We start from the raw sequence: 13989 nt of genomic DNA on the forward strand, positions 1-13989 counted from the left end.
GGACTAGACACATGGCTATTCGCAAGTACAAGCCCACGACCCCCGGTCGCCGCGGCTCGTCGGTGGCCGACTTCGCCGAGATCACCCGATCGACGCCCGAGAAGTCGCTCCTGCGCCCGCTGAGCAAGACCGGCGGACGCAACAACCAGGGTCGCATCACGACCCGTCACATCGGTGGCGGTCACAAGCGCCAGTACCGCGTGATCGACTTCCGTCGCAACGACAAGGACGGCATCGACGCGAAGGTCGCGCACATCGAGTACGACCCCAACCGCACGGCGCGCATCGCGCTGCTGCACTACAAGGACGGCGAGAAGCGCTACATCCTCGCGCCGAACAAGCTGCAGCAGGGCGACATCGTCGAGTCCGGTGCGGGCGCCGACATCAAGCCGGGCAACAACCTGCCGCTGCGCAACATCCCGACCGGTACCGTGATCCACGCGATCGAGCTCCGTCCCGGTGGCGGCGCCAAGCTCGCCCGCTCGGCCGGTGCATCCGTTCGCCTCGTCGCGAAAGACGGCCCCTACGCCCAGCTGCGTCTGCCCTCGGGTGAGATCCGCAACGTCGACGCGCGCTGCCGCGCGACCGTCGGCGAGGTCGGCAACGCCGAGCAGTCGAACATCAACTGGGGCAAGGCCGGCCGCAAGCGCTGGAAGGGCGTGCGCCCGACCGTCCGCGGTGTCGCGATGAACCCGGTCGACCACCCGCACGGTGGTGGCGAGGGCAAGACGTCCGGTGGACGTCACCCCGTGTCGCCGTGGGGCCAGAAGGAAGGCCGCACCCGTCACGCCAACAAGGAAAGCGACAAGTACATCGTTCGCCGTCGCACCGCCGGCAAGAAGCGCAAGTAGGAGTAGAGGAAGATGCCTCGCAGCCTTAAGAAGGGCCCCTTCGTCGACGAGCACCTGCTTCGCAAGGTCGCCTCGCAGAACGAAGCCGGCACCAAGAACGTCATCAAGACCTGGTCGCGTCGTTCGATGATCGTCCCGGCCATGCTCGGCCACACGATCGCCGTTCACGACGGACGCAAGCACATCCCCGTGTTCGTGTCCGAGACCATGGTCGGCCACAAGCTGGGCGAGTTCGCGCCCACCCGCACCTTCCGCGGCCACGAGAAGGACGACAAGAAGGGCCGCCGCCGCTGACGCGGGGGCATAGGAGAGAGAAATGGTGGAGTCCATCGCACGCGTGCGACACATCCGCGTGACCCCTCAGAAGGCTCGTCGTGTCGTCGCTCTCATCAAGGGAAAGCAGGCCGAAGAGGCCCTCGCCATCCTGAAGTTCGCGCCGCAGGGCGCGAGCGAGCCGATCTACAAGCTCGTCGCGGCGGCCATCGCCAACGCGCGGGTGAAGGCCGACAAGGACGGCGAGACGCTGTTCGAGCAGGACCTGTACGTGAAGAACGCGTACGTCGACGAGGGCACGACGCTCAAGCGTTTCCAGCCCCGCGCGCAGGGTCGTGCCTTCCAGATCAAGAAGCGCACCAGCCACATCACCGTCGTGCTCGCAACCCCCGAGGTCGCAGACGCCGGTGCCGGCACCAAGACCAAGAAGGCGAGCAAGTAATGGGCCAGAAAGTCAACCCGTACGGCTTCCGCCTCGGGATCACCACCGACCACGTGTCGCGGTGGTTCTCGGACTCGACGAAGCCGGGCCAGCGTTACGCCGACTACGTCGCGGAGGACATCAAGATCCGTCGTCTGCTGCAGACGAACCTCGACCGCGCCGGTGTGAGCAACATCGAGATCGAGCGCACGCGTGACCGCGTCCGCGTCGACATCCACACCGCTCGTCCGGGCATCGTGATCGGCCGCCGCGGCGCCGAGGCCGAGCGCATCCGCGCCGACCTCGAGAAGCTCACCAGCAAGCAGATCCAGCTGAACATCCTCGAGGTCAAAAACCCCGAGGCCGACGCTCAGCTGGTCGCGCAGGGCATCGCCGAGCAGCTCTCTGCTCGCGTGGCGTTCCGTCGTGCGATGCGCAAGGGTCTGCAGGGTGCGCAGCGCGCCGGCGCCAAGGGCGTCCGAATCCAGGTCTCCGGCCGCCTCGGCGGCGCCGAGATGAGCCGCTCGGAGTTCTACCGCGAGGGTCGTGTGCCGCTGCACACGCTGCGCGCGAACATCGACTACGGCTTCTACGAGGCCAAGACCACCTTCGGCCGCATCGGCGTGAAGGTCTGGATCTACAAGGGCGACCTCACCAACAAGGAGCTCGCTCGCGAGCAGGCCAACCAGAAGCCGGCGCGTGAGCGCGGCGACCGTCGCGGTCCCCGCAGCGACCGCCGCAACGAGGCCCCCGTGGCAGAAGGAGCGTCGGCGTAATGCTCATCCCCCGCAAGGTCAAGCACCGCAAGCAGCACCACCCCGGTCGCGCCGGTCAGGCCACCGGTGGCACCAAGGTGTCGTTCGGTGAGTTCGGCATCCAGGCCCTGACCTCCGCCTATGTGACCAACCGTCAGATCGAGTCCGCTCGTATCGCGATGACCCGTCACATCAAGCGCGGCGGCAAGGTGTGGATCAACATCTACCCCGACCGTCCGCTCACGAAGAAGCCAGCCGAGACCCGCATGGGTTCCGGTAAGGGTTCGCCCGAGTGGTGGGTCGCAAACGTCAAGCCGGGTCGCGTCCTGTTCGAGGTCGCTGGCGTCAACGAGGAACTCGCTCGTGAGGCCCTGACCCGTGCCATCCACAAGCTGCCTCTCAAGGCACGCATCATCAAGCGCGAGGAGGGCGACGCGTAATGGCGATCGGCACCAAGACGCTCGCGACCAGCGAGCTCGACACGTTCGAAGACCAGCGTCTGGTCGAAGAGCTGCGCAAGGCCAAGGAAGAGCTGTTCAACCTGCGCTTCCAGTCGGCCACCGGCCAGCTCGAGAGCCACGGCCGCATCCGTGCGGTCAAGCGCGACATCGCGCGGCTCTACACCGTCATCCGCGAGCGCGAGCTTGGCATCCGTGCCACGCCCGCTCCGGTCGAGACGGCCACGAAGGCGAAGAAGACCAAGGCCAAGAAGGCGGATGCCGCCTCCGAGGCCGTGAAGGAAGAGGCTGAGTGATGGCCACCACGAAGAAGGCCGCCGCCGACGAGGCTGCGGTCGTCAGCGGCCACGAGAGCGCCGAGCACGACGTGCGTGACGCGGGCGCCCGCGGGTACCGCAAGGCCCGTCGCGGCTACGTCGTCAGCGACAAGATGGACAAGACGATCGTCGTCGAGGTCGAGGACCGCGTGAAGCACCCTCTCTACGGCAAGGTCATCCGTCGCACCTCGAAGGTCAAGGCGCACGATGAGGGCAACACCGCCGGCATCGGCGACCTCGTCCTCATCAACGAGACCCGCCCGCTGAGCGCCACCAAGCGCTGGCGTCTGGTGGAGATCCTGGAGAAGGCCAAGTGATCCAGAACGAGACCCGCCTCAAGGTCGCCGACAACACCGGCGCCAAGGAGCTGCTCACCATCCGCGTCCTCGGCGGCTCGAACCGCCGTTACGCGGGCCTGGGCGATGTCATCGTCGCGACCGTCAAGGACGCGATCCCCGGCGGCAACGTCAAGAAGGGCGATGTCGTCAAGGCTGTCGTCGTCCGCGTGGTGAAGCAGACCCGCCGTCCCGACGGCTCTTACATCAAGTTCGACGAGAACGCCGCCGTCATCCTGAAGAGCGACGGGGAGCCCCGCGGCACCCGCATCTTCGGACCGGTCGGTCGTGAGCTTCGCGACAAGAAGTTCATGAAGATCGTCTCGCTCGCCCCGGAGGTCATCTGATCATGGCGAACATCAAAAAGGGCGACCTGGTTCAGGTCATCACGGGCGCTAAGCCCGAGCGTGGCGGCGACCGCGGCAAGCAGGGCAAGGTCCTCGAGGTCCTTGCCGCTGAGAACCGCGTCATCGTCGAGGGCGTGAACTACGTCACCAAGCACAACCGCGTGGGCCAGACCCAGCGCGGCACCAAGACCGGCGGCATCGAGACCTTCGAGGCGCCGATCCACATCTCCAACGTCCAGCTCGTCGACCCCTCGACCAAGAAGCCGACCCGTGTCGGCCACCGCGTCGAGGAGCAGGTGAAGGACGGCGTGAAGCGCACGGTCCGCGTGCGCTACGCGAAGAAGTCAGGCAAGGACCTCTGATATGAGCACGGCAACTGCCGCGACGGCTGGCAAGACCCAGCCGCGCCTCAAGCAGAAGTACAACACCGAGATCAAGAAGGCCCTGCAGGAGGAGTTCGGCTACCCGAACGTCATGCAGATCCCCGGCCTTGTCAAGGTCGTGGTGAACACCGGTGTCGGCGAGGCAGCTCGCGACAGCAAGGTGATCGATGGCGCGGTCGACGACCTCACCAAAATCACCGGTCAGAAGCCGGTCGTCACCAAGGCCCGCAAGTCCATCGCGCAGTTCAAGCTGCGTGAGGGTCAGGCCATCGGCGCGCACGTCACCCTTCGCGGCGACCGCGCGTGGGAGTTCGTGGACCGCCTCGTCAACCTCGCGCTGCCCCGCATCCGCGACTTCCGCGGCCTTTCGGGCGCGCAGTTCGACGGTCACGGCAACTACACCTTCGGTCTCCAGGAGCAGTCCGTGTTCCACGAGATCAACCAGGACAAGATCGATCGCGTCCGTGGCTTCGACATCACTGTCGTGACCACCGCGAAGACGGATGACGAGGGTCGCGCGCTCCTGCGCCACCTGGGCTTCCCCTTCAAGTCGGACGACGCTCAGGCGTGATCTCGATACCCCGGCGGATCGCTGGCGCACCCCGCCGGCACTCGATCCGGCGGGGTCCCGGATGCCTCGGCCGACGCGAGCGCCGCGCCGAGGCATCCTTCTACAACTGAATACCGCGCAGTCATCGAAGGTCGGCTGCCGTGTAACGGCAGTCGAAACCTCATGAACGAAGGAATCAACACATGACAATGACAGACCCGGTCGCAGATCTGCTGACCCGTCTGCGCAACGCGAACTCGGCGCACCACGACTCCGTGTCGCTGCCGAGCTCCAAGCTCAAGACCCACATCGCCGACATCCTCAAGCGGGAGGGCTACATCGCCGATTGGGTCGTCGCTGACGCCCGCGTCGGGCAGACCCTCACGCTGACGCTCAAGTACGGCCCGAACCGCGAGCGGTCGATCGCCGGCATCAAGCGCGTCTCGAAGCCGGGCCTGCGCGTCTACGCCAAGTCGACCGAGATCCCCAAGGTGCTCGGTGGCCTCGGCGTCGCCATCCTGTCCACCTCCTCTGGCCTCCTCACGGACCGCCAGGCCGAGTCGAAGGGCGTGGGTGGGGAAGTCCTCGCCTACGTGTGGTGATCTGACATGTCGCGAATCGGACGTCTTCCCATCGACATCCCCGCCGGCGTGACCGTCTCGGTCGACGGCCAGGCGGTCGCCGTCAAGGGCCCCAAGGGCGAGCTGACGCTCACCGTGGCGCGCCCCATCGAGGTCAAGGTCGAAGAGGGCCAGGTGCTCGTCACCCGCCCCGACGACGAGCGCGCTTCGCGCTCGCTCCACGGCCTGACCCGCACGCTCATCAACAACGACATCATCGGCGTCACCCAGGGCTACACCAAGGGCCTCGAGGTCGTCGGCACGGGCTACCGTGTCGCGCAGAAGGGCACGGCGGTCGAGTTCGCTCTCGGCTTCTCGCACCCCGTCCTCGTCGAGGCTCCCGAGGGCATCACCCTGACCGTCGAGGGCAACAACAAGCTCACGGTATCGGGCATCTCGAAGCAGGCGGTCGGCGAGGCCGCTGCGAACATCCGCAAGATCCGCAAGCCCGAGCCGTACAAGGGCAAAGGTGTGCGCTACGCCGGCGAGGTCGTCCGTCGCAAGGCCGGAAAGGCTGGTAAGTAACCATGGCTGTGAAGTCGAAGTCCGACGCGCGTGCGCGTCGTCACGCCCGCCTTCGCAAGAAGGTCGTCGGCACCGCCGAGCGTCCCCGCCTGGTGGTCACCCGTTCGTCGCGTCACGTCTTCGTGCAGATCGTCGACGACAGCAAGGGCCACACGCTGGCCTCGGCCTCGACCCTCGAGACCGACCTGCGTGCGTCCGACGCTGACAAGACCGCCAAGGCCCGCAAGGTCGGCGAGCTCCTCGCCGAGCGCGCCAAGGCCGCCGGCGTCTCGGACGTCGTGTTCGACCGCGGTGGCAACCGCTACGCGGGCCGCGTCGCAGCGATCGCTGACGGCGCTCGCGAGGGAGGTCTGAACCTGTGAGCGATGCAGTGAACAACAAGGAGAACGAAGTGACCGCAGAGGCTCCTGCCGAGGCTCCCGCCGAGGGCGCCACGGCACCCGCCGAGCGCGAGCGCGAGCCGCGTCGCGGCGGTCGCGAGCGCAACCCCAACCGCGACCGCGGTGGCCGCGACCGCGCCGAGAGCCAGTTCCTGGAGCGCGTGGTCACCATCAACCGCGTGTCGAAGGTCGTCAAGGGCGGTCGCCGCTTCAGCTTCACGGCGCTCGTGGTCGTGGGCGACGGCAACGGCGTCGTGGGCGTCGGCTACGGCAAGGCCCGCGAAGTGCCGCTGGCCATCTCGAAGGGCGTCGAAGAGGCCAAGCGCAATTTCTTCCGCGTGCCCCGTACCGGCTCGACCATCCCGCACCCGGTGCAGGGTGAGGCCGCTGCCGGTGTGGTGCTGCTGCGTCCGGCCGCTGCCGGTACCGGTGTCATCGCCGGTGGCCCGGTGCGTGCCGTGCTCGAGTGCGCCGGCATCCACGACGTGCTGTCGAAGTCGCTGGGTTCGTCGAACACGATCAACATCGTGCACGCGACCGTCGAGGCCCTGAAGCAGCTCGAGGAGCCCCGTGCGGTCGCCGCGCGTCGCGGTCTCGACTTCGACCAGGTCGCGCCGGCTCGTCTCGTCCGTGCCGAGGCCGAGGCCGCGGCTGCTGCGAAGGCAGGTGTCTGATGGCTGCGCGCCTGAAGGTTACCCAGGTCAAGTCCAAGGTGAGTGAGAAGCAGAACCAGCGCGACACGCTGCGTTCGCTGGGTCTGAAGCGGATCGGCGACTCGGTCGTCCGTCCCGACGACGCGCAGACGCGCGGCTACGTCAAGACCGTCGCACACCTCGTGAAGGTTGAGGAGATCGACTGATGGCTGACAAGGCCGAGAAGAACGAGGCCGTCGAGGCGGAGGCCGTCAAGGCCCCCGCCAAGAAGAAGGCCGCAGCGGCCAAGCCCGCTGCAAAGAAGGCACAGCCGAAGGATGCCCCGGCCGCGCGCCCCGGTGTGCTCAAGGTGCACCACCTGCGTCCGGTCCCCGGCGCCAACACCGCCAAGACCCGTGTGGGTCGCGGTGAGGGCTCGAAGGGCAAGACCGCCGGCCGTGGCACCAAGGGCACCAAGGCCCGCTACCAGGTGAAGGTCGGCTTCGAGGGCGGCCAGATGCCGCTGCACATGCGCACTCCGAAGCTGCGCGGGTTCAAGAACCCGTTCCGCGTCGAGTACCAGGTGGTCAACCTCGACAAGCTCGCCGAGCTGTACCCCAAGGGCGGAGAGGTCACCGTGAGCGACCTCGTCGCCAAGGGCGCCGTGCGCAAGAACGAGAAGGTCAAGGTGCTCGGCACCGGAGACATCTCGGTCAAGCTCGACGTTGCGGTCGACAAGGTCTCGGGCGCAGCCCAGCAGAAGATCGTCGCCGCCGGCGGCACCGTCAAGTAGCAGGCCAAGTGGGGGTCGGAGCTTGCTCCGGCCCCCACTGGGTTACCCTGGACGTTGGCACGCCGAAGCGGGCCGGCATCCCCTTCTGGAGGCATCCTCTTGTTCAGCGCCATTGCGCGGGTCTTCCGTACACCCGACCTCCGTCGGAAGATCGCATTCACCCTGGCGATCATCGCCCTCTATCGTTTCGGCGCCCACGTGCCGGCTCCGTTCGTGGACTTCCCGAATGTGCAGTCGTGCCTCAGGCAGAGCGCCGGAACCGAGGGTCTGCTCTCGCTGGTCAACCTCTTCTCTGGCGGCGCCCTGCTGCAGCTGTCGATCTTCGCCCTCGGCGTCATGCCGTACATCACGGCGACGATCATCGTGCAGCTGCTGCGCGTGGTGATCCCGCACTTCGAGGCCCTCTACAAGGAGGGCCAGGCCGGCCAGGCGCGCCTCACGCAGTACACGCGCTACCTGACCATCGCCCTGGCGCTGCTGCAGTCGACGACGCTGGTCACCGTGGCGCGCAGCGGCCAGCTCTTCGGGGTCACCGGCGTCCCCGAGTGCGAGCAGCTGCTGACCAACGTCGCGTGGTGGGCGCAGCTGCTCATGATCATCACGATGACCGCGGGCACGGGCCTCATCATGTGGTTCGCCGAACTGGTCACCGAGCGCGGCATCGGCAACGGCATGTCGCTGCTGATCTTCACCTCGATCGCGGCGGCCTTCCCCGCGTCGATGTGGGCCATCGCGCAGTCGCGCGGCTTCGACGTGTTCCTGCTCGTGCTGGCGGTGGGCATCGTCGTGGTGGGGCTCGTCGTCTTCGTGGAGCAGTCCCAGCGCCGCATCCCGGTGCAGTACGCCAAGCGCATGGTCGGTCGCCGCACGTACGGCGGCACGAACACGTACATCCCGATCAAGGTGAACATGGCGGGCGTCGTGCCGGTCATCTTCGCGTCGTCGCTGCTGTACATCCCTGCGCTGATCGCGCAGTTCAACCAGCCGCAGCCGGGCGAGACCGCGCCGGCGTGGGTGGTCTGGATCACCAACTACCTCACCAAGGGCGACCACCCGCTGTACATGGTGCTGTACTTCCTGCTCATCGTCGGGTTCACCTACTTCTACGTCGCGATCACGTTCAACCCGGTCGAGGTCGCCGACAACATGAAGAAGTACGGCGGCTTCATCCCCGGCATCCGGGCCGGTCGCCCCACCGCCGAGTACCTCGACTACGTGCTGACGCGCATCACGCTGCCCGGCTCGATCTACCTCGGCCTCATCGCCCTGCTCCCGCTGATCGCCCTCGCGACGGTCGGTGCGAACCAGAACTTCCCGTTCGGCGGTGCGTCGATCCTCATCATCGTCGGTGTGGGTCTTGAGACCGTGAAGCAGATCGACGCGCAGCTGCAGCAGCGCCACTACGAAGGGCTCCTCCGCTGATGGTCCACCAGTCCCACCCCGCACGCCTGCTCATCATCGGACCCCAGGGGTCCGGCAAGGGCACGCAGGGCGTCCGCATCGCCGAGGCGTTCGACATCCCGGCGATCTCCACCGGTGATGTCTTCCGCGCCGCAGTGGCAGGCGGCACCGAGCTGGGACTGCAGGTGAAGTCGGTCATCGAGGCGGGCGAGCTCGTCTCGGACGAGCTGACCAGCGCGGTTGTGCGCTCGCGGCTCGACCACGCCGACGCCCAGGACGGGTTCCTCCTCGACGGGTACCCTCGCAACCTCGCGCAGGTGCGTGACCTCGACGAGTTCCTGTCCGGCCGCGGCGAAACGCTCGACGCCGTGATCGAGCTGCGCGTGCCGCGCGACGAGAGCATCTCGCGTCTGTCGCTGCGCGCTCAGCAGCAGGGTCGCACCGATGACACCGAAGAGGTCATCGCGAACCGTCTGGCGATCTACGAGCGTGAGACGGCGCCGATCCTCGGCGTGTATCGCACGCGCGGCATCGTCGATGAGATCGACGGGGTGGGAACCCTCGACGAGGTGACGCAGCGCATCGTCGCCGCCCTCGAGGCGCGCGGCCTGAACCGCTCCGCCGCAGCCTGACGTGGCACTTCGCCGTTCGATCTACAAGTCGCCCGCCCAGCTGCGGGCGATGGTCGAGCCCGGGCTCATCACCGCGGCGGCGCTCGACGCGGTGCGTGCGCTGGTGCGGCCAGGGGTCACGACCCTCGAACTGGACGCCGAGGCATCCCGGATCATCACCTCGCGCGGAGCCCGCTCGAACTTCCAGCTCGTGCGCGGCTATCGGCACACCGTCTGCACATCGGTGAACGAGCAGGTCGTGCACGGCATCCCGGGAAGCCGCGTGCTCGAGCCCGGCGACATCGTCTCGATCGACGCCGGCGCCGAGTACAAGGGGTGGAACGGCGACTCGGCGATCACGATCGTGGTCCCCGACCCGGCGCGCCCGGCGCTCGTGGCCCAGCGCGAGAAGCTCTCGTGGGTGACCGAAGGGTCGCTGTGGGCGGGCATCGCCGCGCTCGCCTCCGCGAGGCACCTCGGCGAGGTCGGCGTCGCCGTCCAGGAGCACATCGAGGCCAACGCCCCGGACGGGGGCTACGGCATTCTGCGGGACTACGTCGGCCACGGCATCGGGCGTCGCATGCACGAGTCGCCGTCGGTGTTCAACTACCGGGTCCCCGACCCCGGTGCCGAGGTGCGTCCCGGCCTCGCGGTCGCGATCGAGCCGATGGTCGTCGCCGGCGATCAGGCGACGTTCGTCGAGGACGACGACTGGACGGTCTCCACACTCGACGGCTCGGTCGGCTCTCATTGGGAACATAGCGTGGCGGTGCACGATGGAGGCATCTGGGTGCTCACCGCACCCGACGGCGGAGCCGAGGGCCTCGCACCGTTCGGCGTCATCCCGGCGCCCATCGCCTGATCCACGTTCTTGGGAGGAACACATGGCACCGGCCCGCGAGGTCAACTGGTTCGCGATCTGGGTGAGCGCGGCGGTGGTCGTCGTGCTCATCGGCGTCGGAGCCCTCGTCGTGTGGTTGAACAATCCGTCGACCGAGACCGGTGACGTTCCGGATGCGGCGAACATCAGCGCCGAGACCGGGGCGATCGTCGTCGGCGACGGCGCGGGCACGCTCGACACCTATATCGACTTCATGTGCCCGATCTGCAACCAGTTCGAGCAGGCGTACGGCTCCGCGATCCAGGGTCTCGCCGACGACGGCACGATCACGCTGAACATCCACCCGATCGCGATCCTGGACAGCCGGTCGCAGGGCACACAGTTCTCGTCGCGGGCCGCGAGCGCGATGTACTGCGTCGCCGAAGCGGATGCCGCGGCATCCGTCCCCTTCATGCAGGCGATGTTCGCCAACCAGCCCGAGGAGGGCTCCCCCGGACTCACGGACGCGCAGATCATCGAGATCGCCGGGAGCGTGGGCGTCTCGGGCGTCGACGCGTGCATCAACGACGGGCGCTACACGAAGTTCGTCCGCGCGATGACCGCGAAGACGCCGGTGCAGCCCGGGGCGGGCGGCATCGGCACACCGACCCTCGCGGTGAACGGTAAGGTCATTTCCAACAGCGAGTTGCCCGAACCCGCTGCGCTGCGCTCGCTCTTCGAGTAATCGAAGAGCGGACGTCTCTGGCGCGCATGCCGCGCGCGAGACGTTCGGCGCGCACGAAGAAGGCCGGAGTCGCTGGCGACTCCGGCTCGACCCGATGAAGGGGATTGAATGAAGAAGAACAAGACGATAGTCGCGCTCGCCGTCGCCGCAGGACTGGTGCTGGCACCTCTCGTGGCGGTTGCGCCCGCGTCGGCGGCACCGGTCGAAGTGGTGGAATGCGTTCCGTCGCCGGGGAGCCCTGCGGTCGCAGAGGTCAGCCACACCGACTACTGGTACATGCCGGTCAGGGGCAGCCAGGGCCGGTGGTCCCACTCCGACAAGGGGCCACTCGACATCTACAACTGGACGCTCTACTACCGCACGGGGACGACGCAGAAGCACGTCGACGTCGAGGCGCGGCCGGCTGTCGAGCCGGTGACCTGCGAGCAGGAGGCGACAACCGTGGTCGTCCCCGCCGCGCCGCTCTGGGACGACCCGTGCGGGCCGGACAACGCCTCGTGGACGCCCGCCGAGCAAGACGGTGTGGTCTGGGAGTCCGCCACCAACGACGAGGGCGTCGTGACCGCCACCGCATCGCCTGCCGAGGGGTACTCCTTCCCGGACGAGGCGCAGACCGAATGGTCGGATTCGGACTCGGGCGAGCCGTGCGCCCCAACGGTGGTCGAGATCACGCCGGAGGCCCCGGTGTGGACGTGCGAGGAGGGCTGGTGGCACGTGGACTCCGACACAGTCATCTGGGAGGAAGCCTCAGAGGACGACTTCGCCTACATCTGGGCGGTTCCGGCCGAGGGCTATGCGTTCCCGCAGGATGCCGAGGACGTGTGGAGGGCCGACCTGACCGAGTGCGATGACCCCGGCCAGCTCGACCCGCTCGCCGAGGACTGCGAGGGCCAGGACTGCGCCGACGACGTGGAGGTCGGGAACGACCCCGCGTCGGCGGGCACGCCGACCGGCGGCGCAGCCCCGACCGGCTCGCTTCCGGCGACCGGTGGCGGTGCGGTCAACCCGATCGTCCCGATCGGCGCCGGCGTGATCACGCTGATCGGAGCCGCGCTGTTCATCTGGCGCCGCATCCGCGCGTAACACGCGAGCAGCTCCCGCTGTTCTGGGAATGCCCCCGGCGAGTTGCCGGGGGCATTCCCTATCACGTATAGTTGACCTTTGGTGCGTTGCGCCTTTATTGGCGTGTCGCCGCACCGCATCCCATCCACCGCAGACCGACCGGTCTGCACAAGCGTCAGCGAGGCTATGGCAAAGAAAGACGGTGTCATCGAGATCGAAGGCACGGTGTCCGAGGCTCTTCCCAACGCGATGTTCCGCGTCGAGCTCACCAACGGACACAAAGTGCTTGCCACGATCTCGGGCAAGATGCGACAGAACTACATCCGCATCATCCCCGAGGACCGCGTGGTCGTGGAGCTCAGCCCCTACGACCTCACCCGCGGCCGCATCGTCTACCGCTACCGCTAGACCGGTCGAGAAGTAACGCCCCCGCCCCGATCTCGATACACCGCGCTGCGCGCGGCACTCGATCACCGGAGCGGCCCGGCGAAGACAGCGAAAGAGAATCATGAAGGTCAACCCCTCGGTCAAGCCCATCTGCGACCACTGCAAGGTGATCCGCCGCCACGGCCGCGTGATGGTCATCTGCAAGTCGAACCCGCGCCACAAGCAGCGCCAGGGCTGACTCGGATGCCGCGACGCGGCGTCCCTGCGAACCCATAACTGAATACACACGAACGGCAGGATCAGAACCGATCTCGATACGTCGGCTTCGCCGGCACTCGATCACCGATCGGGGACACCCCGGGGCGGAGGCCCGGGCACCGATCCTGCTCCACACCTCCACTCACTCCTAGGAGAGCCGCATGGCACGTCTTGCCGGCGTCGACATCCCGCGCGACAAGCGCGTGGTGATCGCACTTACCTACATCTACGGCATCGGCCGTACCCGCTCGACCGAGATCCTCAAGTCGACCTCGATCGACGAGAACATCCGCGTGAAGGACCTCAGCGACGACCAGCTGATCTCCCTGCGCGACTACATCGACGCGAACTTCAAGGTTGAGGGCGACCTCCGCCGCGAGGTGGCCGCCGACATCCGCCGCAAGGTCGAGATCGGCTCGTACGAGGGCATCCGCCACCGCCGTGGCCTCCCGGTGCGCGGTCAGCGCACGAAGACGAACGCGCGCACCCGCAAGGGCCCCAAGCGCACGGTCGCCGGCAAGAAGAAGGCCGGCCGCAAGTAACGCGGGCCCGGTCTCGATACGCCGAGGCTCCGCCTCGGCACTCGACCACCGATTTCTAGGAGAAGCACATGGCACAGGCCAAGTCCGCCGCGCGCAAGCCGCGCCGCAAGGAGAAGAAGAACATCGCGCTGGGCCAGGCCCACATCAAGTCGACGTTCAACAACACGATCGTCTCGATCACCGACCCGTCGGGCGCCGTCATCAGCTGGGCGTCGTCGGGTGGCGTGGGCTTCAAGGGCTCGCGCAAGTCGACGCCCTATGCCGCCGGCATGGCCGCGGAGTCCGCTGCCCGCCAGGCGCAGGAGCACGGCGTCAAGAAGGTCGACGTCTTCGTGAAGGGTCCGGGTTCGGGCCGCGAGACCGCGATCCGCTCGCTGCAGGCCGCCGGCCTCGAGGTGGGCTCGATCCAGGACGTGACGCCGCAGGCCCACAACGGCTGCCGTCCGCCCAAGCGTCGCCGCGTCTGATTCGACGGACGCCGGGGCCCCGCGCGACGCGCGGCGGTCCCGGCATCCGCTGACCA

At 67.5% G+C, this 13989-nt stretch carries 25 protein-coding genes; all 25 read left to right on the forward strand.

Features of this window, described 5'->3' with window-relative positions; all coding sequences use genetic code 11:
* Positions 1–11 precede the first annotated feature (11 nt).
* The 25 genes from rplB (at position 12) to rpsK (ending at position 13933) form a co-directional block, all read left to right on the forward strand.
* Positions 12–851 (forward strand): 50S ribosomal protein L2, encoded by an 840-nt coding sequence (rplB, locus tag AB1K54_RS01115; protein WP_371200849.1) that lies wholly within the window; start codon positions 12–14, stop codon positions 849–851.
* 12 nt (positions 852–863) lie between these two features.
* Positions 864–1145 (forward strand): 30S ribosomal protein S19, encoded by a 282-nt coding sequence (rpsS, locus tag AB1K54_RS01120; protein WP_371200850.1) that lies wholly within the window; start codon positions 864–866, stop codon positions 1143–1145.
* 22 nt (positions 1146–1167) lie between these two features.
* On the forward strand, positions 1168–1566 hold the full coding sequence (gene rplV, locus AB1K54_RS01125; protein ID WP_371200851.1) for a 50S ribosomal protein L22: 399 nt from the start codon (positions 1168–1170) through the stop codon (positions 1564–1566).
* Positions 1566–2321 carry a 30S ribosomal protein S3 gene (rpsC, locus tag AB1K54_RS01130; RefSeq protein WP_371200852.1) on the forward strand — a complete coding sequence of 252 codons (756 nt, stop codon included), beginning with the start codon at positions 1566–1568 and terminating at the stop codon, positions 2319–2321. Before rplV ends, rpsC begins: the two co-directional genes overlap by 1 nt.
* Positions 2321–2740, forward strand: a complete 420-nt coding sequence (gene rplP / locus AB1K54_RS01135) for a 50S ribosomal protein L16 (protein WP_371200853.1) — start codon at positions 2321–2323, stop codon at positions 2738–2740. Before rpsC ends, rplP begins: the two co-directional genes overlap by 1 nt.
* Entirely contained in the window at positions 2740–3054 is a 315-nt protein-coding gene (rpmC, locus tag AB1K54_RS01140; RefSeq protein ID WP_371200854.1) for a 50S ribosomal protein L29, read from the forward strand. The genes rplP and rpmC overlap by 1 nt, the downstream gene beginning before the upstream one ends.
* A complete protein-coding gene (gene rpsQ, locus AB1K54_RS01145; protein ID WP_371200855.1) occupies positions 3054–3392 on the forward strand; it encodes a 30S ribosomal protein S17 in 339 nt (112 codons plus the stop codon). Before rpmC ends, rpsQ begins: the two co-directional genes overlap by 1 nt.
* Positions 3389–3757, forward strand: coding sequence for a 50S ribosomal protein L14 (gene rplN, locus AB1K54_RS01150; protein ID WP_371200856.1), 369 nt, complete (start codon positions 3389–3391; stop codon positions 3755–3757). Before rpsQ ends, rplN begins: the two co-directional genes overlap by 4 nt.
* 2 nt (positions 3758–3759) lie before the next feature.
* Positions 3760–4119, forward strand: coding sequence for a 50S ribosomal protein L24 (rplX, locus tag AB1K54_RS01155; protein WP_371200857.1), 360 nt, complete (start codon positions 3760–3762; stop codon positions 4117–4119).
* A 1-nt stretch (position 4120) separates the two neighbouring features.
* A complete protein-coding gene (rplE, locus tag AB1K54_RS01160) occupies positions 4121–4711 on the forward strand; it encodes a 50S ribosomal protein L5 (protein ID WP_371200858.1) in 591 nt (196 codons plus the stop codon).
* A gap of 182 nt (positions 4712–4893) precedes the next feature.
* Positions 4894–5292 (forward strand): 30S ribosomal protein S8, encoded by a 399-nt coding sequence (gene rpsH / locus AB1K54_RS01165; protein WP_371200859.1) that lies wholly within the window; start codon positions 4894–4896, stop codon positions 5290–5292.
* A 6-nt stretch (positions 5293–5298) separates the two neighbouring features.
* Positions 5299–5835, forward strand: coding sequence for a 50S ribosomal protein L6 (rplF, locus tag AB1K54_RS01170; protein ID WP_371200860.1), 537 nt, complete (start codon positions 5299–5301; stop codon positions 5833–5835).
* A 2-nt stretch (positions 5836–5837) separates the two neighbouring features.
* The gene (rplR, locus tag AB1K54_RS01175; RefSeq protein WP_371200861.1) at positions 5838–6197 is read left to right on the forward strand and encodes a 50S ribosomal protein L18; all 360 of its coding nucleotides are present in this window, start codon (positions 5838–5840) and stop codon (positions 6195–6197) included.
* Positions 6194–6889, forward strand: coding sequence for a 30S ribosomal protein S5 (rpsE, locus tag AB1K54_RS01180; RefSeq protein ID WP_371200862.1), 696 nt, complete (start codon positions 6194–6196; stop codon positions 6887–6889). Before rplR ends, rpsE begins: the two co-directional genes overlap by 4 nt.
* Positions 6889–7074, forward strand: coding sequence for a 50S ribosomal protein L30 (gene rpmD / locus AB1K54_RS01185; RefSeq protein ID WP_023954062.1), 186 nt, complete (start codon positions 6889–6891; stop codon positions 7072–7074). The genes rpsE and rpmD overlap by 1 nt, the downstream gene beginning before the upstream one ends.
* Entirely contained in the window at positions 7074–7640 is a 567-nt protein-coding gene (gene rplO, locus AB1K54_RS01190) for a 50S ribosomal protein L15 (RefSeq protein WP_371200863.1), read from the forward strand. Before rpmD ends, rplO begins: the two co-directional genes overlap by 1 nt.
* A gap of 99 nt (positions 7641–7739) precedes the next feature.
* Complete coding sequence (gene secY, locus AB1K54_RS01195; protein WP_371200864.1) at positions 7740–9062, forward strand: preprotein translocase subunit SecY; 1323 nt, start codon at positions 7740–7742, stop codon at positions 9060–9062.
* Positions 9062–9673: an adenylate kinase gene (locus AB1K54_RS01200; protein WP_371200865.1), complete on the forward strand. Its 612-nt coding sequence runs from the start codon at positions 9062–9064 to the stop codon at positions 9671–9673. Before secY ends, AB1K54_RS01200 begins: the two co-directional genes overlap by 1 nt.
* Position 9674: 1 nt before the next feature.
* A complete protein-coding gene (gene map / locus AB1K54_RS01205) occupies positions 9675–10514 on the forward strand; it encodes a type I methionyl aminopeptidase (protein WP_371200866.1) in 840 nt (279 codons plus the stop codon).
* A 22-nt stretch (positions 10515–10536) separates the two neighbouring features.
* Complete coding sequence (locus AB1K54_RS01210; RefSeq protein ID WP_371200867.1) at positions 10537–11217, forward strand: DsbA family protein; 681 nt, start codon at positions 10537–10539, stop codon at positions 11215–11217.
* 108 nt (positions 11218–11325) lie between these two features.
* Entirely contained in the window at positions 11326–12300 is a 975-nt protein-coding gene (locus AB1K54_RS01215) for a hypothetical protein (RefSeq protein ID WP_371200868.1), read from the forward strand.
* A 165-nt stretch (positions 12301–12465) separates the two neighbouring features.
* Positions 12466–12687, forward strand: coding sequence for a translation initiation factor IF-1 (gene infA, locus AB1K54_RS01220; protein ID WP_013583992.1), 222 nt, complete (start codon positions 12466–12468; stop codon positions 12685–12687).
* A gap of 100 nt (positions 12688–12787) precedes the next feature.
* Positions 12788–12904 (forward strand): 50S ribosomal protein L36, encoded by a 117-nt coding sequence (gene rpmJ / locus AB1K54_RS01225; RefSeq protein WP_005050492.1) that lies wholly within the window; start codon positions 12788–12790, stop codon positions 12902–12904.
* 181 nt (positions 12905–13085) lie between these two features.
* Positions 13086–13466: a 30S ribosomal protein S13 gene (gene rpsM / locus AB1K54_RS01230; protein WP_371200869.1), complete on the forward strand. Its 381-nt coding sequence runs from the start codon at positions 13086–13088 to the stop codon at positions 13464–13466.
* Positions 13467–13534: 68 nt separating this feature from the next.
* On the forward strand, positions 13535–13933 hold the full coding sequence (gene rpsK, locus AB1K54_RS01235; RefSeq protein ID WP_167038520.1) for a 30S ribosomal protein S11: 399 nt from the start codon (positions 13535–13537) through the stop codon (positions 13931–13933).
* The last annotated feature ends 56 nt before the right edge of the window (positions 13934–13989 follow it).

It is taken from the genome of Microbacterium sp. BWT-B31 (assembly GCF_041379855.1).
GTDB lineage: Bacteria > Actinomycetota > Actinomycetes > Actinomycetales > Microbacteriaceae > Microbacterium.